Genomic DNA, 24,347 nt, shown 5'->3' on the forward strand with positions numbered 1-24,347 from the left:
ATGTCTTTCTATAAGTTGACAGACGTTTCAGTTGCCGGGGAGAGCTGATTTTATGAGTGAATCAAGAAAAAGCGTTGAAAGTCTAATAACGTCTTTGCAGCAAGCTTTATTCAAACGTATTGATAAACAAGAGCGTACGCACCGCAATCTGGTAAACCAAGTTTATTCTCAATTGGAAAGCTTGTTTTGGTTAGAAAAGAAGTTGTCACTGAAAAACCAGCTCCCTCCACTAAGAGGTTGGGCGACGTCGCCTGATGTGCTTCTAAAGTTACACTCTTTCATTACTGAATCAAAGCCCAGCTGCGTTGTTGAATTTGGTAGTGGAGCATCGACAATTGTGATTGCTGACGCCTTAAAGCAAAATGGAAGCGGAGAACTTTATTCGTTTGACGATAGCGATGAGTTCGGCGGTAAAACACAGAGTAATTTGAAAAAAGAAGGGTTGGAGAGTTTTGTCAACCTGACAATTGCGCCCTTGGTGCCTTGGTTGGGTAGTCACCTTGCCCCTGAGGATGAAACTCCCTATTGGTATGATGTTAAAGTTTTGGATAATTTAGACTCGGTCGATTTGGTCTGGGTTGATGGCCCGCCAGGAAAAACGTGCAAATTTAGCCGGTTTCCAGCAGTACCAGCTGTGATTGATAAATTTCATTCCTCCTCTCAGGTATGGATGGACGACACTATTCGCGAAGAGGAGACGCAAATTTGCGAGGCATGGTCAGAGTTGACCAAAATGTCGTTGGAATTTTTCTCGCTTGAAAAGGGGGTAGGCGTTCTTTCATATAGTGATGAAAACAATGTCTTGGACAATAAACCGAACGTCACAATATCAGAGCCAAATGATTCAATTGTTTCAAAACTTGATTTTAGTTAGCAGTGTTATGCCATGAGTAAACAAATTAATTGGGAAGCGTGGGCTAGCTATTTCTTTTTTGGTTACCCTTTGGGAAATGCTCGCTATTTAAAAGATGTCGATACCACTGAGCCAGCAGATTTAAATCTTCCTGTAGAGAGAGTTCATTTAGAACCTGTAGTCCAAACAATTTCTAATTATGAGTATGCTACTCAACAAGCTGCGGATATTTTTCTTCACGTTCTTGAAACACTACTGCAGCATCGAGCTAATTTCAACCCCGTAGTGTTTCTAAGTGGGGGGTGGGACTCAAGAGCAATACTGGCTGGCATCCGAAAAGTAGCGCCCGAACGAAATGTTGAGGCTTACACGACGACTTATGATGGCGGAAATAACAAAGAACAAGTTTTTGCTGCACAAGTAACCAACTGTCTGAGCGTACCTCATACCATAATCGAGTTATCTGATAATTATTATCAGTCATTTAGTGAGCAAGCGCTAACAGAAAGTGCTTTTTCTACTAATATGCATATTTGGATGCATGACTTTCTCAAAAAAACTCCGCTTACCAGAAACCATGTAAATTTTGATGGATATGCAGGCGATTTGATTTTTAGAGGAATGAAGCAAGGTATCGATGACGACCAGTTGTCTCCAGACTCTGATGAATTTTTCCGTCGTTTCAGAGTACAGATTCCGTCAACCGTGCTTTCAAAACCTGTTTATAACACGTTAGAAAAGCTTGCTAGAAAGGCGCTTGCAGATGAATTAGCTAAGTACCCAAGTGAAACACGGGCGTTAAACTTTCTTATAAACAATCGCGGTGCTCGAGCGGTAGGCTATTCAATTGCAGCGCAAAGGAAGCATATAGAGGTAGAGCTGCCTTTTATGGATAAAAGGCTACTTCAATTGGCCACAGAGATTGATCCTGCAATTCGTCTAAGCCCTAGCTTTTACCCAGATGTTTTGAAGAAAATCAATGCGGAGGTTGCCGTACTTCCTTCAACAAATAGTCCCGAACCAGAACAAATAGGGTGGACGGAAAAGCCAATAGTTAAACACTCTGAAGCAAATCTTAAGTTCATGCTTGATGAAATAGGTGGGTTGGCAAAAGATTTTGGCAATGCAGGTGGAATTTTAGATTGGTTTACACTAGACCCCGCAAAAACTGTCAATAACGAGCGCGAACAGCCCTTCTTAAGACGTCACAACCAAACTCTTGAATCAGTTTATCTCTACACAAAATGGTTTAGACATCATCATAATCTCCTGGCCCCATGCAATGTGCTTAGTGATAGTTTTGCTCTAGATGAAGAAATCACCGCTTCTACAAAGCAACCTGTCACAGAGAATTTTGAGGAAATAAAATCAAAATATAAATCTGAAATTGAGGCCCTAAATAGCAATCACCAGCTTCATTTTAACCTGTCTGTCGACGTTGAAGCATTTTCAATAAGTGATTATTACGCAAGTCAAACTGCGTATGAAAATGAAGTAGATAAGCTCATTTTTGCTGATTTTGGTGATGGTTCTGTGCTCGAGTCCGAGCTGCTGTCGAAGAAAATTCCTTGTACGTATTTTATTGAGAGTTACTCGCCACTTTTGAGTGGTAGTGATGAATTCTCGCGCGTTATATCTTTCTTCAATCGTGAGCACACTGAAATTGGTTTACATTGTCATGCATTTTCTATAGACGAAGGCATCAAGAAGCACCTCAATTTGCAGCACGAGTGGTATCGAGACGAAAAGAAACTTACAGAAGTACTGCTCTGGGGTAAACAGCGCATTGAGTCAGCAATGCCTAATTCACAAGCAATCACTTCTTTCCGCTCTGGTAGGTTGGACATTTACCCAAATATGGAAATTTGCATTAAAAATGCGGGCTTTAGCATTGATAGTTCTCTATTGGATAATGTGGATGAAAATTACTTTGAAACGCGGTCTTCAATTATTGGTAACGGCGTTTTTGAAAGTGTCTCTCTATCCGAAGTGCCACTCACTAGTTATCGTATTGGTGACAAAGTTAGAGGGTTAAACTTCAATAGCACCTCATTTGAGCAGGTCTGCCATTTAATTTATCTTAGCATTAAGTTCAAGCTGCCCTGTTTAACAATACTGCTTCATAGTTGGAGTTTTGGCAAAGGGGGGCAAGCAAGTTTGTTGGGTAAAAATGTTCACTATGAGCCCGATGAACATTTGATAGAAAAGTTTAGGCACTTAGTTAGTTTTGTCGAGCAGGTTTCGAATATGCAGTTTTCTACTTTATGTGAAACTGTAAAAGTGACTGAGCACCAACCTAAAGGTGAAAAATGTCAGCAAGCTAATCGACTCAATTTAAAACCTGAGTTAATAACTGTGACTTGCGAAGTAAACCAAGGTTCGTTAATTGCTTCTACACATGTCAATCAAGACCATTTAGATGGGGTTTTCGTTTACGCTTTCTATTTAGTTGTTAATGGAGAGGTGGTTGATAAACATTTGTACAAGGCAGATAACCTAACAAAGTTTGATATTTCTACTTACGATAATAGCGCGGAAATCGCTGTTAGAGGTTTTATAAAACGAGAAGGGGATGCGAAGCCCCTTATTGCGCGAACACAGGTGGTTGGTTAGATTGAAAAGTTCATGCATGGGGTGTTCATTTGTGAGTAATTCCATCCCACGACATAAATAGGTCTTTGAAACCGCCAGGGTACCAAGTCTGCACCATTTTTTTAAAAGCTTCCGTTTGCTCTTGCTTTTCTAACCGATTATTGTAGTGGTTAAATGCTATTTGATATCCAGGTCGGTTAAAATTAGCGTTTTCATAATCCCCCTTTTTAAGGCCTTTTGGGTTAGCTAACTCACCGATGAAAAGCTTAGAAAAGTGGTCTAAAACAGTTTTAAGCCTGGACTGCTTTTCCCCCTTAAACTGCAGGCCGTATAAATCAACACCCTGGTGCCAGGCTATTTCGGCTGTTTGGATCCATGCAGTCAACGTGTATTGCGGGTGCCATGTGTCTCTTAAATAGTCAGATGTTAAAGCACCATCTTCGGTACTTAAGGTTTTTAAATAGTGTTTAAACGATTTAACTCCTTCATTGAAGATGGCGTAATCGTTAAGGTAAACGCCTACTGCTACATCACTTAGTGAAGCTGATGCCCCCCAATTGTTTGGCTTTTTCGCTTTCTTTGAAAACGCGTGTAATTTCAGTACAAACTCATCGAACTGCTTAACGTGCTCCTCACTCCAGTTTCCTTTAGCATTGTCGTAATAGCGGATAATTTCTGCTGCACTTATCCACACTGGCAGCGTCCAAGCTGCTTCTAGATAAGCTTGAGCTCTATTACCTTTTACTACCTTAATTGTCTGAAATGTTTCAGCCCATCCATTCAAAATGCGCTTTGTATTTACTAGATATTGCTTTTTGCCTGTCATCACCCACAACAGTGCGTTCGCCCTAGCAGCATGGGCATCCCCTCTAAATGCCTTTTCATAATTGTTAGAAACATGTGATTCAACTTTAACTACAGCATAAGGGGTGTATGGGCGGTTTATATCTGCGAATTTGTTGTCAAGCAATGTGCTAAGTGCCTTAGAAGAGATTTTATTTTCAGCAAAATTCTTGTGTAGCCTCTTTAAATTGTCCTGTGAGTTTAATATTCCAGGGTGCGTAAAGCTTTTACAGTGGGTCAATGTAGTAAATAGCAGCGGCACTAAAAATACACAAACCATTAATAATGTTATGTTTCTTTTCAAGAGTACTTTCCTTTTGCTATGCATCAGCTTCTTTCAAAGGTGAACGGACTAGGTAGCTACAAAATTCGAAATACGATAAACTATCGGGTCAGGAAGCAATTGGCAACTTTTCAAGTTGTCTTAATCTATAAACTGCAATATTACTTATTATCGGTTGTCTTTTTACATGGTATTTAAAACGTTAAATAAAGGATTTCGTAGGGTATTTTCTAAGGCATCTTCTAAGAAGTCAGAGATCGAACTTTCGACCAATATTATTAATCAAAGTGGCAAATTTGATTCAGAGTGGTACCTCAAAACGAATCCAGATATTGCAGTTCACAAATATTGGTCCAAAAAACCTATTCAGCACTATTTTATGCATGGCGCACGAGAAGGGCGTAACCCCAATCCTTGGTTTAATAGTCATTGGTATTTAGAAGAGTACGATGATGTGCATGAAGTGGGTATGAACCCCTTTCTTCATTACATTATGCATGGAGAGTCGGAAGGACGTTTTACAAAACCAAGGCGCGCCATAGAAGGCGACATTGCCCACTCACGTGAAGGTGAAAGAAGAAAGTATGCTTCTTCTAAAAGCGTAGAGCGTGGTAGCGGGGCCATCCCAGGTCTAAAAGCCTCTATGAAAAGTGTTGATTTAATAAGACGTCAAATATTGAATAATGGTTTTGAAGCGGAGGGCTTAAAAGATCTTAAAGCTTCGTTCAAAAGAGGCAGTAAACTTAAAAAGCTTATTGCAACTCAAGAATTGGCGCTTTACTCGCTTAATTTAGGTACAGAAAAAGGTGCTATGGATTCGCTTAAGTACTTGGATTACTGTGAAAAGCATGACATCTATGGCTTAAAGACACGTGATGAGTACATAATCATGCGCGTAGAAGCGCTGTTAGCAAGAGGGCATAGAACTAGCGCTAAGCAAATTATCGAGTCGGAAAGTAAGAAAGCTAAAAATGCCCCAGACAAAAATCTCGCGCTTGCTAATACGCATTTATCATTAGATAAAAAGCTAGTACGTATAAATCGTATATATCGCGATTACGGCCTATCGCAAATAGGTATAAATCAGACTGAAGGCTGTGAGCCATACGTAGGTTTGTATACCGAAACTACTAACAAGACAGAGATTCCTTTTGCCGAACAGCCACTAATTACCGTCATTGTACCTGCATACAATGCTGAAGATACGATAGGTGTAGCGTTAAAGTCATTGTGTGAACAGACCTGGGAAAACATTGAAGTATTAGTTGCTGATGATTGTAGCACAGACAATACTAGGGCGGTGGTGCAGGGTTTTGCTGAAAAAGACAGCCGAATAAAGCTAGTTAAGGTGCCAAAGAATGGTGGGCCTTATGTAGCGAGAAATTACGCATTATTAGAAGCGCAGGGTGAATTTGTAACATGTAATGATGCTGATGACTGGTCACACGCTCAGAAACTAGAACTGCAGGTTAAGCACCTACTAGAAAATCCAGAGGTCTTGGGGAACACATCGAAGCAAGCGCGCTCCAACCCAGATATGACATTCTATCGCCGAGGTAATTTCGGGCATTACATTTTCACTAACATGTCATCATTCATGTTTAGACGCGTTGAAGTTCTGAACAAGTTAGGGTTTTGGGATAGTGTTCGCTTTGGAGCAGACTCTGAATTCATTAGGCGTTTGAAAAAATCTTTCGGTGCTGGAGCTGTAGTTGACCTTGTAACTGCTCCTCTGTCCTTTCAACGACAGTCTAGTGAGTCACTAACAGGAAGTTCTGCGTTTGGCTATCATGGTTTCTTCATGGGAGCGCGTAAAGACTACTTTGAGAGTTATCTCGAATATCATAAAAAGAACGACGCGATCACTAAATATGCATTTCCTCTTGAGAACCGCCCCTTCGACATTCCAGAACCAATGCGACCGCAAAGAGCGACTAAGGACAGCGATGGCTTTCGTCATTTTGACGTTATTATAGCTTCTGATTTTCGATTAGATGGCGGCTCTACGCTTTCCAGTGTTGAGGAGATTAAAGCAAATAAACGAGCTGGGTTAAGAACAGGCTTGGTACAGATGTATCGCTATGACTACAACCCTAGAAAGAAAATTAATGCAAAAATAAGAGATTTACTAGACGGCGAATCAGTTGAAATGGTTGTTTATGGTGAAAAGGCGTCATGTGAACATCTTATTTTACGTTATCCTCCAGTTTTGCAGTATAAGCAAAAATATGTGCCAGAGATCAATACACAGCGAGTATCTGTAATAGTTAACCAACCTCCCATGAGTGACTATGGTGAAAACGCAACGCTAAGGTATGAGCTTGACGTTGCTAATAAGCAGGCAGAAAGTCTATTTGGTAAAAAGCCAGCATGGTTCCCTATCGGACCAGCAGTGCGGGAAGCATTAATAACCCATCACGCAGATACAGTTCACAATATCGAGCTTGCTGCAAAAGACTGGCCTAATATTATTGATATGGAAGAATGGTTTAGGGGGGCTTATGAGCCGAATAATGTTTGTCCCAAAATAGGTCGCCATTCAAGAGATAGCTTGCACAAGTGGCCTGGTGATAAAGCAACGCTTTTGCAAATATATCCTGCAGGAAAAGATGTCAAAGTAAGCGTTCTCGGAGGCGTACAGTCTGTTAAAAGTGTCATTGGTGAGATACCGAATAATTGGGAAGTTTTCGAATTTGGAGAAGTGTCACCAAAAGAGTTCCTTGCTAAACTTGACGTTTTTGTTTATTACACTCATGCAGATTGGGTTGAGTCCTTTGGCAGGGTTGTGCTAGAGGCGATGGCTGTAGGTGTTCCTGTTGTATTACCTCATATTTATAAGCCCTTATTTGGTGATGCAGCTATATACGTTGATGAAAACGAGGTTAAAGGCGCTGTCAAAAATATAGTTACAAACCGCAGTGTTTATGACGAGTACGTGGAAAAGGGGCTAAACCTAGTGCGAAGTAAGTTTAGTTACAAAGCGCACGTAGCTAGACTGTGATTTGTTATTTACCAAATTTCTAAAGCGGGTTTACCTGGATGTACAAGTAAAAATGGAAGAAGCTAAAATAGAAAACCTCCTAAATAAATTTGATGCAGAGGGGGCGCAAGCTTTCAGTGACGAAATTACTGAAATACTTGAAAAGCGAAGCGAAGCCGAATTTAGCACTGCAGTTTCTGTAATAAATAAACTCAATAGCTTAAATTGTCTAAACAAAAATGATGTGGTTACTCTATTGACTAATGTTAAGTCCTGTAAAGCGTCAATGCTTTGGAAAATAACATTTTTATTAGAAGTCGATATAGTAAACGACGAGATTTGGAATGAGTTTGTAGATACAGTACTTACGAAATCGAACGAAGTAGAAGATTATCGCGGTATCCATTCGCTCAGTAACAAAGTATTTAGAAGGATGGGGGGAAACGCGTTAAGGCACTTCCAACCGCATTCCGAAAAAATACTCGCTTTGAGATCAAAGCTTCAATCTTGTGATATTGCTGTAGATCTCCAAGATAAAGCTACTGATATCAGTCCTTCTATCTCATCCGACGCGCCACTGAAAGTTGCATGCGTCATATCCACTTGGCCACAGAAAACGGATAGTACCCATATGGGAGTTGTCTATCTGTTAAGAGAACTAGTGACCAATGGATCAGAAGAAAACGAGTTTCATTTAATAATTAGCGGTGAGAGTGAGAATTTTTCTCCCTATGGCAGGTTAACTTCACTAACTGAAGAGGTTACGCAATCACAAGTTAATCATTGGGTGTCAAACGGAGGAAAGCGGGAGCACCTGTACTCTAATATAGACATGAAAAATGACGCTTCTACCAAGAATGTGAAGATTATCGACGCCGTAAACCACGTTTCTTCTATAAAGCCTGATCTAATCATATATATTGGCGGTCCATACGAAAGTACATTTTTCAGAAAGTTGATGTTTCCGTACTTCGCAACGTGTGTTGTTCCTACTTCGATCAATGGTACGCCAGCACCTGGGTTTGATGGTGTTATAGCTACAAGTGACGAAGCCGCAGAGAAATTCACGAAGCGCTTTAAAGGCTTAACATACCAAGTGCCTAAGCCTTTCATGCTTTTTCAGAATAGCAATGAGTACAGCGGTTGGTTTCCTAAAGTGGACAATGGCAGTATCGTTGTCGCAACAGTGCTCGGTGGAAATAGAATTCAGAAGTGCCTTTCAAACCTAAGCGAAAGTGAGATAAACACTATAGCTAGCATTTTTCTAGATAACGATAGCCTTACTTGGGTACTCGTAGGAAAAACGGACATGCAAAAAATAGCTGGTTTATCTGAAGATTTTAAGTATCTAGTTGAGAAGCATAGAATTGTATACATTGAATACGTTACAGAAATTCGCTCATTTTTACGTAAGCTCGATGTATTCTTTGTAATACCAGGAATGACTGGAGGAGGACAAGGTGCTCAAGCTGCAATGTTTGAGAACGTTGCTGTAGTGTGCCCATTTGTTTGCGATGTGGGTGGTATCGTCCCAAAGGAAGGGAAATTTAATAGTATCTCAGAATGTAAGGATGTATTTGAAAAGGTTCAAGACGCTCCGTTTTTAACTGAGTTAAAAGAGGCTTGTAATACTGCAGTAAAGAGCAATTCTATTGAAAATGTAGCTACTGAATGGCAGACAGCATTCAAAGGTATGATAGAAGATGCTCGTACTCGACTAAAAATAAAGAATACTTCTAATCAACCTTGATGCTAATCAAACGTGTTGGCGGGTAATATGAAAAAAATAATGATTTTAGGCGCTGGTGTTTATCAACTCCCGTTAATAAAAAAGGCAAGAGATTTAGATCTTCACACTATAGTGGTTAGCCCTCAAGGGCCTTATCCAGGCATCTCATACGCAGATGAATTCATAGAGGCAGATACAACTGACGTTGAAAATGTACTAGCTCATGCACGTAGAATAGATATAGACGCTGTATTGACCACGGGTACAGATGTAGCAGTACCGACAATTGGTAAAATTGTTGATGAGCTAGGCCTTAGGGGTACTTCATACGGGCCATCGTTAATAAGTATGGACAAGACCCTAATGAAAAAGTGTCTTGTCGACAACAACATTCCCACAGCAAGGTACTTTGAGTTTCTTAGCAGTGAGACGTCGAATGCTCAAAAAGCTGCCGAAGAAATAGGCTACCCCGTAATGGTCAAAGCGTCAGACTCTTCTGGAAGTCGCGGAGTAATAAAAGTGAACGACAACTGTGATTTTGAGGCTGCGTTTTCCACTGCTGCCGCTCATACTAGAAACAATAAAGTTATTGTGGAGCAGTTTTTAGATGGCCATGAAATTGGCGCTCAAGCAGTAGTGATTGGTGATAGCGTACTGGCTATATACGTACACAATGATACCGTCTCAGCTCCTCCAACGAATACACCTGTAGGACATTCTATCCCTTGTAGTTTAAGCGATAGCTTAATTGAGCGAGTCAAAAAGGTAACGGAATTAGCTATTAAATCAGTGGGCATAACGGATACAATTGTTAATGTTGACTTGATGATAGTTGATGAAACGCCATTTATTATTGAGCTAGGTGCGAGAATGGGAGCAACATGTCTTCCCGAAAATATATCTACTTTTTGCGACTATGACGTCTATGAGTTGTTATTGAATATTAGCATGGGTAGTGGGGTTCTAAATGAGCCGGCTAAAATGCAGCCAAATGCATCACTTTTACTTACGAGTGAGCGTACAGGTACAATAAAATCTATAACAGTTCCTGAACACGTAAAGAACGATAGTGATTTAGTACAGCTTAATATTGATGTTAAACTTGGCGATTATGTAAGAACATTTAAAGTCGGCCCTGATAGGCTTGGCGATGTCGTTGTCAAAGGGGCAAGCGCAGAGTTGGCGGAAAAGAAAGCTAGAAAACTAGCCAGTGAAATTATTTTTGAAGTGAACTAGAAAAGCATGTCACATGAAATGCTAAACGACAATAAAATTTCTGAGACTGCAAATATATATAGAGACTGTAGAGTACTGGGCAGTTCATTAGAAGAATACTCGACAGTCGGAGACAACACCAGAGTAGAATTTAGTCGCTTATCTTATAGGGCTAGGTTAGATCGGAACAACTACTGTTATAAATCGAATCTAGGTAAATACACATATACGGGTATGAACTCAGTAGTCATAGCCGCAGACATAGGTGCTTTCTGCAGTATATCTTGGAATGTATCTATAGGGGGAGCGAATCATGACTTTAAAAGAGTTACTCAGCACTCTTTTTTATATAATGACAGAGATAAGCTACGCCCTTTAGAACTTCCGCCTGCGTATGACAGGTTAGCCTCTGAACTAAAAATTGGTAACGACGTCTGGATAGCTGCAGGGGCCGTTGTTTTGAGAGGGGTAACAATTGGCGATGGGGCGGTCGTTGGAGCGAACGCAGTTGTTACTAGGGATGTCCCGCCCTATGCAGTTGTGGCTGGCAATCCTGCAAAGATTATCAAGTACCGCTTCGATAGCGCTATTATCAAGGCATTAACTCTATTAAAATGGTGGGAATGGAGCGATGAAAAAATTAAAAAGCATTACGGTGTACTTTCAGAATCCCCAGATCTTGATAGCTTAAACAAAGTTATTTCTTCTAGCGCTGAGTAATTTTAGGATTTCTACTTGTAAATGATTTACTTCAATAAACCTCCCTTAACGGGAAATGAACAGCAATACGTATTAGAAGCCATGTCTAGCAACAAAATGTCGGGGGACGGTGAATTTTCTAAACGTTGTCAAACATGGTTCGAAAACCGCCTTGGTAATAGTTGTAGAACACTATTAACACCTTCCTGCACTCATGCGCTAGAAATGGCTGCGATACTTGTTGATGTGCAGCAAGGCGATGAAGTCATCATGCCTAGCTATACCTTTGTTAGCACGGCAAACGCATTTGCATTGCGTGGGGCTACCATTGTATTTGTTGATGTAAACCCACTTACAATGAATATTGATGACACACTTATCGAGGAAGCTATCACTGATAAGACTAAAGCTATTGTGCCCGTGCACTATGCCGGCACTTCTTGTGATATGGATAATGTTATGTCTATAGCTGAGAAGCATGGCCTTGTAGTGATTGAAGATGCCGCTCAGGGTGTGATGAGTAGCTACAAAGGAAAGCCGCTTGGCACAATAGGGCATTTAGCTGCATTTAGTTTCCATGAAACCAAAAACTACACAAGTGGTGGAGAAGGTGGCTTGCTAATTGTGAACCATAACGAATACTTTGAGCGAGCGGAGATTATTCGAGAAAAAGGAACCAATCGAAGTAAGTTTTTTCGAGGCATGGTAGATAAGTATAGTTGGGTAGATATTGGTAGCAGCTATTTGCCTTGTGAATTACAGGCAGCTTATCTTTGGGGGCAACTCGAGAAAGCGGAAGAGATCAATGACAACCGTCTTTCTGCATGGGCTAGTTATGCTGAAGGGCTTTCTGATCTGATAAGTCGCGGACTTATCGAAGGTATGAATGTACCGAGTGATGTGCAACACAATGCGCACATGTTTTACATAAAGCTCAAAGATAGTGACGAGCGTAGTGCGATGATAGAGCATCTCAAGAAGGATGGAGTGTTTGCAGTTTTTCATTATGTGCCATTACACTCTGCAATTGCTGCCAAAAGCACAAGCCGTTTTTCAGGTGAAGATAAGTACACCACTATCGAAAGTGAAAGGTTGTTAAGGCTTCCATTGTATTACGGAATGTCTGAAAGTGATGTTTCAAGTGTAGTATCTTCAGTTAGCAGCTTCTTTGAATAAAAGTACTGTTATTAAATATTATTTTGCAGCTGAGCTTCTTCGTGACGTCTACTGTTCTATCTAAACTAAAAGTTGTCTTGGCAGAAACTTTTAGATACCGGGAGAAAAAAGCTATACAGCTTATTCTTCGCTCGAGCTTTTTTAACTGGCAGTTTTTCGCAGAGCAAGTGGCTTCGGAAGTATCGATTACTTCTGAAAAAACAGCGATTAAATACTATTTGCACCATCCTGAGTCATGGTTCTTGAGAGTGTCGACATACTTTGATGGGGATTGGTATCTATCAAATTATGAAGATATTAAGCAATCTGGTGTTAACCCGTTAATACATTATCTTGAACATGGAGTTCGAGAAGGGAGGGTTCCTGTTAAAAATCTAGCATTGCCTTATGAAAGGCACTTATGGGCTGGCCTAGATGATATTATGGTTCCGAAACTTGAGGCGTTATTAAATGCTCATGACTCAAGTCCCCTTCAAAGAAGCTATGCTTTTTGGGCTTTGTCACGCTGGTTTACTTGGAAAAAAGAGTTTGAGAAAGCCGCAAAGTACCTTAAACAGTTTCATGAATTAAAAGTTGTATTCCCTTCCCACCCAGGGCCAACATTACTGCTAGTACACCTTTGTATTGAGCTAGGATATTTTGAGGAGGCTAACCAGTGGCTCGAAGTTGCAAAAGAGAAATTTCCAGAAGGTAGTGACGTATCGCTGTTAAAGTCTAATCTAATCCACAAGCAAAAAGCATTGTCTGATGCTATTAGGTTAGAAAATATCAATTTTACTTATCAAAAAAACAACCTACCGTTAATAGCATTGAAAAACAAAGCCTTGCCGCTTTCATTGAATAATATCTGCTCACGAGGACTTGCGACAAGTAAACACAATGAGGTAGTTAGTGTTGTTGTACCTTGTTTTAATGCTGCTAAATATATTACACGGGCTCTTGATGGCTTGCTTGCACAAACGTGGAGCAAACTAGAAGTAATTATTATTGACGATTCAAGTAGTGACCAAACAGTCCAAGTGATAGAAAGCTGGATTGAAGAAAATAATAGCTTCTTTGGCGATAAAACATTTTGGCTTATACGAAAGACGGAAAATACTGGTGCTTATGCTTCGCGTAATGAGGGAATGAGCAGGGCTTCGGGTCAGTACCTCACAGTACATGATGCAGATGATTTTTCCCATGCAAGCAAAATAGAGCTACAAGTTAAAAGTATAGAGGCTAGAAAAGGCAAAGCCAGTATTTCGTACTGGGTTAGATGTAGTGATTCACTATATTTTGAACGTTGGCGTATGGAAGATGCGTTAATCTACCGAAATGTATCGTCACTTATGATAATTAGAGAAGTTCTCAATGAGCTTGGCTATTGGGATCAGGTAAGGTTCGGAGCTGATACGGAATATTACGAGCGGATCATTGCTTATTACGGTGAGTCAGCCATTATTGAAGTATTACCTAGTGTCCCACTTTCCTTTGGGTTGAGTGATGATTCATCCCTGACACAGACAAAATTTTCTCATTTAATAACCCAGTTTTCTGGCGTGCGTAAGGACTACATAAATAGTGCGAGGCTATGGCATAGAACTAATACTAAGAAGCTTTACGTAGCGCAAAATGAAAAAGTAAGAAAGTTTCCTATTTCTGACTCCCTTCTTAGTGACTTTCAATCTAATGCAATTCCTTCTCGTCTAGAGGATATACTTCGCTATTCACCACATTGGTCTGAAAGCTGGTACGTTCGAAAGTATAAGCCAATCCAAGAACTTAATATTGACCCTATTACTCACTTTATTCAAACAGGGAATCACCAAGGTTTTGAAGTAGGACCATCGTTACCTCTATCGTTCTTCAGACACTATAAGAAGCTCACTATCGAGTCGGTTTTAAAGTTAAATAAGATAGACACTGAGGCTGGTAAAATTCCACTATACATTAATGGAAATGGAATAAACGATAACACATCTGTCCTGCTGTGTGCTCACGCTGCAGACAGTACGATTTTTGGCGCAGAACTAAGTTTTGTGGATATGGTAAAGGCCATATCAAACAATGGTTATAATGTGGTTGTCGCTTTGCCGTCAGCAGAGAATGAGCTTTATATAAACTCTCTTAAGCCCTACTGCAGTCGAATTTACTTCATAAACGACATATGGTGGCAACGAGGAGCTTCGTTTTCCTCAGAAGTTTTAGTTCAATATAAAGAACTATTTAAGGCAGAAGACATAGCTTTAATTCATGTTAATACTATGGTTCAGCACAATGTCTATGAAGCTGCGCGACAACAAGGCATTCCTGTTGTAACTCATGTTCGCGAGCTACTCAGCGCTGATGCAACCTTAAGAGAGACGCTATGCACAACCGCATCAGAAGGGTATAAAAGAGTCCTTGATTACTCGCATATGGTAATCGCCAACTCTCAGAAAATGAAGAGCGATATTTTAGACTGTGTAGCAGGTTCCCATGACTTTAATTCTAAGATTAAAGTAATTCACAATGTGTTTAATGTTCCTGAAGTTGAGATGCGGGATGTTAGCTGCGAGTTGGGTGAAGTGGTTAGATTTGGTTTAGTGAGTAGCAACATTGCTAAGAAAGGAGTTATGGATGCAATTCACCTTGCAGCGTTATTGGAAGAGCAAGGCATAAACAATGCGCTGATAGTCTTAATTGGTCCGAAAACAGACTTCATTGAAAAGCTCGAAAGAGAGCAGAGGCAAGGACTGCATAGCCTGGTTAAGTACGTTGGTTATATGAGTAACCCTGACGATATATATAAAAATTTAGATGTAGTGCTGAATGTTTCGCACTTCGCAGAGTCTTTTGGAAGGACAGTTTTAGAGGGAATGACGTATGGTAAGCCATCCTTATGTTACGAACACGGAGCATTGACTGAACTAGTGTGTGATTGTGAAACAGGTTATTTAGTGCCTTACCGCGATTATAATCGCCTTGTGAATATGGCAATAAAGCTAGTTAACGAAAAAAAGGCATATACTAAAATGAGCAGAAATGCTCGAGCAAAAGCGAAGAAAGAGTATTCGGTTACAGCTTATGAGTCAGCTTTGAGAGAAGTTTATCTAAATACTCTAGATAGCCATGGTAAAAATGCCTGTTGAGTGATTAATAAGTGTAGTGAAAAATTAATCGGTTTAATTTTAGCGAAAATAAAAAATTTCTAAGCATCAATATTTTCAGATATTTATAATTTATGTCGTATAGGATCCATCCCTTTTGGAAAGTAGAAAAGTTGCTTTCTCCTCAGGCGAGTTCACAAACCTCTCCACATAGGAATGTGGCCTTGCTTTCCCATCATATACCGAAAACTGCGGGAAGCTCTCTTCGGTTAGCTTTGGAGGCAGGCTTGGGGCGGCGCATGGTGTACGGTATATATGAAAATACAGGTGCATCGACTATGTCGGAAGGCCGAGATATTTGGGTTCCGTCAAAAGCAAAAGTCCTTCATGGTCATTTTAAGCCAGACCAGAACCATAAATACTTATTTCCTCTTGCTAAAAGGGCGGTGTGGGTTAGAGACCCTATCGAAAGGCTATGGTCGCTTGTAGGTCACCTTATTGCTTTAAAAGAGAGGCACCCTCACTTTTCCTTACTCAAAACCAGTTTACCGAAAAGTAGTTTTAATTCACAGGAAGATATAGTTAAGGCTCTGATACTCGAAGATAAAATTAAAGCCTTTACACATGCTTACGCCAATTTCTTTAAATCAGTTCCCATTGAAAAATTCGAATTTGTAGGCTCAAAGCATAACTATATAGATGACCTTACAAAATTATCGGAAATGTTAGGAATCAACTTTAAGAAGTTTGAGGTAAATAGAAGAACTCCACGTTCACAAAAGCTTCCTGCTAGTCTCAAGCAGTTGGAGCCTTATTTAAAACATGAGTATGCAGTAGTGGGCGATTATTTATGATAAAGAGCAAAAGGAAGTTTTAATGGCTGTTTACTCAATTAGCTCGGATAGAGCGAGCTTATCTGATGAAGGTGTTCTTCAGTGGCACCTTGATTTTCCAACGAGAAATGAAACTATCGATGATAAAGAACTTAAAGACCACGGCCTTCTTTTTCAAGGGTGGGTATTAAGTGAAAGCCTCACTTCGTTATCTTTGGTATTGCTAAATGGCAATGAAACAATTCAGCTACCCATTTCCCGCAACCGTCCTGATGTTATTTCTAAAGTATTAGGCCACGAAGCTGAAAATCACCCATTGCTCAAATGCGGGTTTTCAGAGCGAATTAAACTAAAGCAGTCTAGCTTTTCACTGGGTATTGTTGAAAATGGCAAATTCACCGAGCTGCTTTCAGGCTCTGTGGATGGACAGTTCAAAGTTTTAAAAGGCAAAGATAAATGGCTATTTCTAGATAACGATACGAACAAGAGCATTGAACAACACACTGGAAAATTGAAGTTATCACGAACCGCACAACACGAGTGGAAAAATTACTTGTTGTCACTAGATAAGTTTTCTCATTCTAGAAAATTGCCGGTTTGCATGTTAATAGCACCTTCGAAAGAGATGGTTTATGAGGATTTCTATCCTTATAAATTTTCGAAAAAAGCGCCAATAAGGACCCTGAGGGGCCTTGTTCCAGAGACGCTCAGCTTTTTGCTGCCTGTCGAAGAACTTAAAAGTCTAAACGAGCGTTCTTTTAGAGTGTGTGATACTCATTGGTCTTTACATGGCGCAAAAGAAGCATCAATACTACTGACTAAAAAATTAGTAGGGGATTGTATTGATACGAATGAAGTTTTTAAATCGGACAGGTATCGTTCGAGGGAGGTCACTGGAGATTTAGGCTCTAAGCTTTTCCCGCCTCAACGTCACGTCGAAGATAGCATAGTAAATTTCAATTACAGACAGAAAGTCATTTTTGACAACAATATCGAAAATTTTGGGCGCATTATAGTCATGCATAACGATGAAGCTAGATTGAAGAAAACGCTGTTAATATTTGGGTCATCGTCATCGTATACAATGTTTCATTATTTATGTAGGTTGTTTAAAACAGTAGTTTTTGTTCATAGCGCTGGAAATGTTGATCATGAGGTCATAGACACCTTAAAACCAGGCTATATTTGCATGCAGACCAATGCAAGATTCGTTATCAAAGCTCCCAAGTTTAACGACTCAATTATTAAATACATTGAAGAAAAAAAATGTAGAGTTAAAATAGAGAAGCCCTACAGCAAGTCAGTTCCCAAGGAATGTGAGGGCTATATCGAATTCTTCAGCGAAATGCTTTGCTGACAGGTATTTTTGAAACGTGGAGATTGTATGAACAGAAAAGGAATAATACTAGCAGGTGGTTCTGGCACACGTTTGCACCCATTAACTAAAGTAGTCAGTAAACAGCTTATGCCCGTTTATGACAAGCCTATGATCTTCTACCCGCTAGCGATATTAATGATGTCGGGTATTAGAGATATTCTCATCATTACCACTCCTCAAGAGCAGCAACGTTTTATTGAACTTATAGGTGATGGCAGTGCATTAGGCATTAACGTTCAGTATGCTGTTCAACCTTCTCCAGATGGCTTAGCCCAAGCGTTTTTAATTGGTGAAGAGTTCCTAGCCGGTGATAGCTGTACTTTAGTACTTGGCGATAATATCTACTATGGTCATGATTTAAAACGGTCACTTCAAAATGCTTTTAAGCAAGAGCACGGTGCTACCGTTTTTGGTTATCACGTAAACGACCCCGAGCGCTATGGCGTAGTTGACTTCGATGACAACTGGAATGCGCTTTCTATAGAAGAAAAGCCTGAAATACCCAAATCAAATTACGCGGTTACTGGCTTATATTATTATGATAATCGTGTGGTAGATTTTGCTAAAGAAGTGAAGCCCTCACATCGTGGTGAGCTTGAAATTACCGATCTTAATAACCTTTATCTGCAAGACGGCAGCTTGAAGGTTGAGTTAATGGGCCGTGGTTCAGCTTGGCTAGATACTGGCACTCTTGATTCATTGTTAGATGCAGCAAATTTTGTTGCAGCTATAGAGAAGCGTCAAGGTTTGAAGGTGTGTTGTCCCGAGGAGGTTGCCTATCGCATGGGTTATATTAACGCTGAGCAGTTAGAGCAATTAGCGGCACCGCTTAAGAAAAGTGGGTATGGCGACTATTTAATGAAAGTCATAAACGATCGCGTGAAAGCGTAGTTATAAAAAACCTACAGCTAACAAATTGGAATAGTGCACAGCAATGCAAATTATAGCGACAGACATCCCAGACGTGAAAATCATTGAGCCGAAAGTATTTGGCGACGAACGCGGCTTCTTCCTTGAAACCTTCCGAACTGACTGGTTTAAGAAAGAATGTGCAGACGTCGACTTTGTACAAGATAACCACTCAAAAAGTAGCCAAGGTATTCTTCGTGGGCTGCATTACCAGTTAGAACAAACTCAAGGTAAACTGGTTCGCGTAGTCAGCGGCGAAGTATATGATGTCGCTGTTGATATGCGTAAAGATTCACCTACGTATGGAAAGTGGGTTGGCGTTTTACTGTCGGCTGAAAATAAACGCCAAATATGGGTACCTGCAGGTTTTGCTCACGGTTTTTATGTAACCAGTGAGTCTGCTGAGTTCGTATATAAGTGTACCGACTACTATCACCCAGCGTCAGAAGTGTCGGTTAAGTTTGACGACCCAACTTTAAACATCGATTGGCCTTTAGTTAACGGTGAAAAGCCATCTTTATCTGGAAAAGATGAAAACGGCGTAGCGTTTGTCGATGCCCCTACGTTTTAAGGATTAAACATGAGTATTGTAGTTATTGGCAATGCTGGCCAATTGTCGTTTGAGTTGGTGCGTATTTTAGGTGAAGACACTATTTGTTTAGGCCCTGAAGATACTGACATTACCAACGAATCTGTACTATCTGAAACGCTAAGCAAACTAGCGCCAAGCGTTATTATTAACGCGGCGGCTTATACTGCGGTAGATAAAGCTGAAGAAGACTTCGACTTATGCCACGCGATCAACGCTACTGCCGTTGAAAATTTAGCGAAGTACTGTAAGCAGTCAGGTGCATTTTTAGTACATGTATCTACAGATTACGTATTTAACGGTCACAAAGGTTCGCCTTACCTCACTGATGACACTATTGAGCCTCAAGGGGTTTACGGTAAAACCAAAGCAGATGGCGAAAAAGCCTTGCTGGAACTACTGCCTAACGCAAGCTGCTTAATTCGTACTGCGTGGGTGTATTCATCACATGGCAATAACTTTGTGAAAACCATGCTGCGTTTAATGGCAGATAAACCGCAATTGTCGGTGATTGACGACCAAATTGGCACGCCTACGTGGGCTAAAGGGTTGGCAGAAGTGTGCGTAAGTGCAGCGCAAAATAAAACCCAAGGTGTATATCACTGGACTGATGAAGGCGTAGCTAGTTGGTACGATTTCGCGTTAGCCATTCAAGAGCTTGGTATTGAAAAAGGTTTGTTGTCTTCGGCTATTCCGGTATTGCCTATTCCTTCTTCTCAGTACCCCACACCGGCTTCACGACCGCATTATAGCGTGCTAGATAAAACCAGCACACGAGATACTTTTTCATCACTTAATCTTACACATTGGCGTACTCAATTGTCTGCCATGATGGATGAGTTAAAAGCATAATTATTGAGTAACACACGTATGAACACAATTTTAGTAACAGGTGGTGCGGGGTTTATTGGCTCGGCAGTAGTTCGCCATCTTATTAATGATACAGAACATAAAGTCGTAAACTTAGATAAGCTTACTTACGCGGGTAACTTAGAGTCGCTTTTGTCTGTATCAGATAACGAGCGCTATGCGTTCGAACAAGTCGATATTTGTGATGTCGACGGCGTAAAAGCCGTTCTTAATACCCATCAACCCGATATCATTATGCACTTAGCGGCAGAATCTCATGTAGATCGTTCAATTGACGGCCCTGGTGAGTTCATTCAAACCAATGTTGTAGGTACTTATACCTTGCTTGAGCAAGCACGTGCATATTGGTCAACGCTTAATGATGTGAAAAAAGAAGGCTTTAAATTTCACCATATTTCAACTGATGAAGTGTATGGTGACCTTCCTCATCCAGATGAAGTAGAAGAGGGTACAGAGCTACCTTTATTCACTGAAACTACGCCTTATGCGCCAAGCTCGCCTTATTCTGCAAGTAAGGCGTCTTCCGATCAGTTGGTGCGTTCATGGTTACGTACTTACAAGCTACCTACATTGGTAACCAACTGTTCGAACAATTATGGCCCGTATCATTTTCCTGAAAAGCTAATTCCGTTAGTTATTCTAAATGCCTTAGCGGGCAAGCCACTACCGGTTTATGGTGAAGGTAATCAAATTCGCGATTGGTTATATGTGGAAGATCATGCTCGAGCATTGGTGCTAGTGGCTCTTGAAGGGAAAATTGGCGAAACCTATAACATAGGCGGCCATAACGAAAAGCAAAATATTGAAGTAGTGAATACAATTTGCGACATTTTGGATGATGTTAAACCTAAAGACAGTAAGTATTCAGAGCAAATCACTTATGTTGCTGACCGCCCTGGTCACGATATGCGATACGCGATTGATGCATCTAAAATTGAACGTGAGTTAGGTTGGTCACCACAAGAGACCTTTGAAAGCGGTATTCGTAAAACCGTTGAATGGTATTTAAGTAATGAAGGCTGGTGGAAAGCTGTTTTGGATGGTAGCTACCAAGGTGAGCGATTAGGTTCAGGAAGTTAATACCGATAGATACTGTCGTGTTACAATATAAAGCCGTTTCGCTAGCACGAAGCGGCTTTTTGCTAATTAACGTAATGTAGTGAGTACATGAAAAAAACTGCTATGCGCTCTTTGCGAGCCGCCCTAAAACTTATCCCAAAACCTTTAAAAGATAAACTTAAAAAGAATGAGTCGTTAACGGTATTCTATGTACAAGCGGTAAGAAAATCGGGACTTTTTTATGGTGCTCCTACTAAACGAGATACGCAAAAAGCATACAATCGCCATCTGATAAATCAAGACAGAAACTTAATCTCTTCACCTCAGGTGTCAGTAAACAATCAATGCCAAGCGATTATTTTTGGAATAGAAGATACCGAAGTTACTATCGCCTCTCTAAAAGCACAGAAAGTTAATACCTATTTTGCGATCTCCATTGATAAAGAACCAAGCGAAATAGGCGTTGAAATCGCGAATATTATTTCAAGGTTAGATGAAGGTTTTCCTACCTTGCTATTAAATGCCGGAGATACGTTAGCTGAGAATGCATTGCCTTCATTCATGGCAGCATTGGGTGATGCAGCATTTGTTTATAGTGATACTGACGAGGTTGATAGCAAAGGTAAGCGCTGTCGCCCTAGGTTTTTACCTAGTTGGAATCCTGACTTACATATATCAACCGCTTATGTGCTATCAGGGGTTCTGTTTAATACTCGGGAACTAAAGTCTTTACCAATGGGTAAGTATTCAGATATATCTTCATTGGTCTGTGAAGCATGGCTCTCGAAACCAGACATTAAAGTAAACCATAGCACCGCAACACTTGTTCATTTAAATCTAAGCGATAAATTAATTACATCTGGCTTGTGCGCTTTGAAAAATAGCGTTTTACGTCACAAGCATGTTTCAATAGAGATAGGTGAAAAAACTCAAGTTAATAGTGCGCTATGGAATTTAGACTCGCAGCCACTTGTTAGTCTTATTATCCCAACGAAAAACGGCCGTGAATTAGTAAAAGCGTGCATAGATTCCATTCGCGAAAAAACTAGCTATAAAAACTACGAAATTCTTCTCATCGACAACGGCTCGGATGAAATAGAAAGTATTCAATATTTCGAGACATTAGCAGAACTGCCCGAAGTCCGTGTATTAAACTACCCTGGACCATTTAATTACTCTGCAATAAACAACTTTGGCGTAAAACATGCTAAAGGAGACGTAGTAGGGTTAATAAATAATGATATTGAAGTTATTAGCCCTGACTGGCTAACTTATATGGTTGGCCATGTGATGCGTGAAGATATTGGTTGCGTAGGGGCTAAACTACTTTATTCAGATGGTCGTATACAGCATGCTGGCGTAGTTCTCGGCTACGGCGGTGGAGCAGGTCACGCTCATAAATATTTCCCACGCTATCACCCTGGATACTTAAAACGACTTGCTGCTACGCAAAATTACAGTGCGGTTACTGCGGCATGTCTGTTAGTAAAGCGTAGCCATTTTGGTGCAGTAGGTGGCCTAGACGAAGAAAACCTCGCGGTGGCCTTCAACGATGTCGACTTCTGTTTACGGGTGCGAGAGTTGGGTGTTAGAAACCTATATTGCGCCGAGGCAGAGCTGTATCATCATGAGTCGGTCAGTCGAGGTTTAGATATTTCGCCTGAAAAGGCGGCTCGGTTTAATCGCGAGCTTGAATATCTACAAACAAAGTGGTCTCATGTTATTGAACATGACCCTGCATATAACCCTAATTTAACGCTGAAACGCGAAAACTTTGCGCTTAAGACAAAAGAAGAGCAGAGTGTTTTATTAGCTTCATATTGATAATTTATAGTCATTGCTTCTAGTTACGGAGAAAACGAAATTATGGAAAGCACACCACAAAGCATGAAAATAGCCGTTGCAGGCACAGGCTATGTAGGTTTATCTAATGCAGTATTACTAGCACAGCACAATGAAGTGATTGCGGTAGACGTAGTTCCTGCAAAAGTGGATCTTCTAAACGACAAAAAGTCTCCTATTGAAGATAAAGAAATTACAGACTACCTAAATAACAAGCAGCTTAACCTTAGAGCAACGTTAGATACTGAACTTGCTTATAAAGATGCCGAGTTTGTCATTATCGCAACGCCTACAGATTACGATGCGCAAACCAATTACTTCAATACCAACTCAGTCGATGCGGTGATTAAAGAGGTTATGCGAGTAAACCCTAATGCGGTAATGGTGGTTAAGTCTACCGTTCCAGTAGGTTTTACTGTTGAAGCAAAAGAGCGCCATGGCACTGAAAATATTATTTTCTCACCAGAGTTCTTACGTGAAGGTAAAGCCCTTTACGACAACTTGTACCCAAGCCGGATTATTGTGGGTGAGCAAAGCGAGCGTGCAAAGACATTCGCAGCATTGCTAGAGCAAGGTGCTATTAAAGAAGACATTAATGTACTTTTCACTCACAGCACTGAAGCTGAAGCTATCAAGCTTTTCGCGAATACGTACTTGGCCATGCGTGTTGCTTACTTTAACGAACTAGATAGCTATGCAGAGCGCAGCGGTCTTAACACGAAACAAATCATTGAAGGTGTGGGGTTAGATCCGCGCATTGGCGATCACTACAACAACCCAAGCTTTGGTTACGGCGGTTACTGCTTACCTAAAGACACTAAGCAGCTGTTGGCAAACTACAGTGACGTGCCTAACAACATGATTCAGGCTATTGTTGATGCTAACCGCACCCGTAAAGACTTTATCGCCGATTCTATTGTGAGTCGTCAGCCTAAAGTGGTGGGTATCTTCCGCTTAATCATGAAGTCTGGGTCTGATAACTTCAGAGCGAGTGCCATTCAAGGCATCATGAAGCGTATCAAAGCGAAGGGTATTGAGGTAGTGGTTTACGAGCCAGTAATTACCGAAGACGATTTCTTCCACTCCCGCGTAATTAAAGACTTAGAAGAGTTTAAATCCATTTCTGATGTCATCGTTGCGAACCGCGTAACAGAAGACATTGAAGACGTATTAGAGAAAGTGTACAGCCGTGATTTATTCGGCGCTGACTAACACTCATTAGCTTATGAACACGTAATAAAACCAGCTGTTAAGCTGGTTTTTTGTTTTCAATATTCACAGTATCTTACGCTTTCCATTTATATCTCTATCTGTGCCATTTATTTACATTCGACTTTCTAAGTAATGCATTTCGAACTTCCGTAAGCTATTATGCTTTGGAAATTAAATGGTATTGTTAAAAAAACTATAAAAATTGATAAGGACG

The 24,347-nt window shown here is 40.5% G+C and carries 17 protein-coding genes; 16 read left to right on the plus strand and 1 reads right to left on the minus strand.

From position 1 onward, the window contains the following. Window positions 1-52 precede the first annotated feature (52 nt). Together KYS23_RS16740 and KYS23_RS16745 are read left to right on the plus strand one after the other, a co-directional pair. On the plus strand, window positions 53-874 hold the full coding sequence (locus tag KYS23_RS16740; protein WP_218419463.1) for a class I SAM-dependent methyltransferase: 822 nt from the start codon (window positions 53-55) through the stop codon (window positions 872-874). A gap of 12 nt (window positions 875-886) precedes the next feature. Next, window positions 887-3,466 (plus strand): asparagine synthase-related protein, encoded by a 2,580-nt coding sequence (locus KYS23_RS16745; RefSeq protein ID WP_218419465.1) that lies wholly within the window; start codon window positions 887-889, stop codon window positions 3,464-3,466. Window positions 3,467-3,491: 25 nt separating this feature from the next. Here KYS23_RS16745 and KYS23_RS16750 read toward each other — a convergent pair whose 3' ends face one another. After that, a complete protein-coding gene (locus KYS23_RS16750) occupies window positions 3,492-4,415 on the minus strand; it encodes an alginate lyase family protein (protein WP_218419467.1) in 924 nt (307 codons plus the stop codon). A 535-nt stretch (window positions 4,416-4,950) separates the two neighbouring features. Here KYS23_RS16750 and KYS23_RS16755 point away from each other — a divergent pair. The 14 genes from KYS23_RS16755 to KYS23_RS16820 all read left to right on the plus strand — a co-directional run bounded on the left by KYS23_RS16755 (window position 4,951) and on the right by KYS23_RS16820 (window position 24,133). Further along, window positions 4,951-7,572, plus strand: coding sequence for a glycosyltransferase (locus KYS23_RS16755; RefSeq protein WP_246604462.1), 2,622 nt, complete (start codon window positions 4,951-4,953; stop codon window positions 7,570-7,572). 52 nt (window positions 7,573-7,624) lie between these two features. Continuing rightward, on the plus strand, window positions 7,625-9,301 hold the full coding sequence (locus tag KYS23_RS16760) for a hypothetical protein (RefSeq protein WP_218419471.1): 1,677 nt from the start codon (window positions 7,625-7,627) through the stop codon (window positions 9,299-9,301). Between the two features lie 27 nt (window positions 9,302-9,328). Beyond that, window positions 9,329-10,516 carry an ATP-grasp domain-containing protein gene (locus tag KYS23_RS16765; protein ID WP_218419473.1) on the plus strand — a complete coding sequence of 396 codons (1,188 nt, stop codon included), beginning with the start codon at window positions 9,329-9,331 and terminating at the stop codon, window positions 10,514-10,516. A gap of 6 nt (window positions 10,517-10,522) precedes the next feature. Next, complete coding sequence (locus KYS23_RS20865) at window positions 10,523-11,215, plus strand: CatB-related O-acetyltransferase (protein ID WP_274608568.1); 693 nt, start codon at window positions 10,523-10,525, stop codon at window positions 11,213-11,215. Window positions 11,216-11,236: 21 nt separating this feature from the next. Then, entirely contained in the window at window positions 11,237-12,370 is a 1,134-nt protein-coding gene (gene rffA, locus KYS23_RS16775) for a dTDP-4-amino-4,6-dideoxygalactose transaminase (protein WP_218419475.1), read from the plus strand. Window positions 12,371-12,447: 77 nt separating this feature from the next. After that, window positions 12,448-15,483, plus strand: a complete 3,036-nt coding sequence (locus tag KYS23_RS16780; protein ID WP_218419477.1) for a glycosyltransferase — start codon at window positions 12,448-12,450, stop codon at window positions 15,481-15,483. A 257-nt stretch (window positions 15,484-15,740) separates the two neighbouring features. Then, entirely contained in the window at window positions 15,741-16,295 is a 555-nt protein-coding gene (locus tag KYS23_RS16785) for a hypothetical protein (protein WP_246604464.1), read from the plus strand. 22 nt (window positions 16,296-16,317) lie between these two features. Beyond that, the gene (locus tag KYS23_RS16790; RefSeq protein ID WP_218419479.1) at window positions 16,318-17,631 is read left to right on the plus strand and encodes an alginate O-acetyltransferase AlgX-related protein; all 1,314 of its coding nucleotides are present in this window, start codon (window positions 16,318-16,320) and stop codon (window positions 17,629-17,631) included. Between the two features lie 27 nt (window positions 17,632-17,658). Next, window positions 17,659-18,543: a glucose-1-phosphate thymidylyltransferase RfbA gene (gene rfbA, locus KYS23_RS16795; RefSeq protein ID WP_218419480.1), complete on the plus strand. Its 885-nt coding sequence runs from the start codon at window positions 17,659-17,661 to the stop codon at window positions 18,541-18,543. A gap of 43 nt (window positions 18,544-18,586) precedes the next feature. Then, window positions 18,587-19,132 carry a dTDP-4-dehydrorhamnose 3,5-epimerase gene (gene rfbC, locus KYS23_RS16800; protein WP_218419482.1) on the plus strand — a complete coding sequence of 182 codons (546 nt, stop codon included), beginning with the start codon at window positions 18,587-18,589 and terminating at the stop codon, window positions 19,130-19,132. 9 nt (window positions 19,133-19,141) lie between these two features. Beyond that, a complete protein-coding gene (rfbD, locus tag KYS23_RS16805) occupies window positions 19,142-20,002 on the plus strand; it encodes a dTDP-4-dehydrorhamnose reductase (RefSeq protein ID WP_208806307.1) in 861 nt (286 codons plus the stop codon). Window positions 20,003-20,020: 18 nt separating this feature from the next. Next, window positions 20,021-21,100: a dTDP-glucose 4,6-dehydratase gene (gene rfbB / locus KYS23_RS16810; RefSeq protein ID WP_218419485.1), complete on the plus strand. Its 1,080-nt coding sequence runs from the start codon at window positions 20,021-20,023 to the stop codon at window positions 21,098-21,100. A gap of 87 nt (window positions 21,101-21,187) precedes the next feature. After that, window positions 21,188-22,903, plus strand: coding sequence for a glycosyltransferase family 2 protein (locus KYS23_RS16815; protein ID WP_218419487.1), 1,716 nt, complete (start codon window positions 21,188-21,190; stop codon window positions 22,901-22,903). Between the two features lie 42 nt (window positions 22,904-22,945). Next, complete coding sequence (locus KYS23_RS16820) at window positions 22,946-24,133, plus strand: nucleotide sugar dehydrogenase (RefSeq protein ID WP_274608569.1); 1,188 nt, start codon at window positions 22,946-22,948, stop codon at window positions 24,131-24,133. Window positions 24,134-24,347: the final 214 nt, after the last annotated feature.

Source organism: Alteromonas lipotrueae, assembly GCF_019249255.1.
Lineage (GTDB): Bacteria > Pseudomonadota > Gammaproteobacteria > Enterobacterales > Alteromonadaceae > Alteromonas > Alteromonas lipotrueae.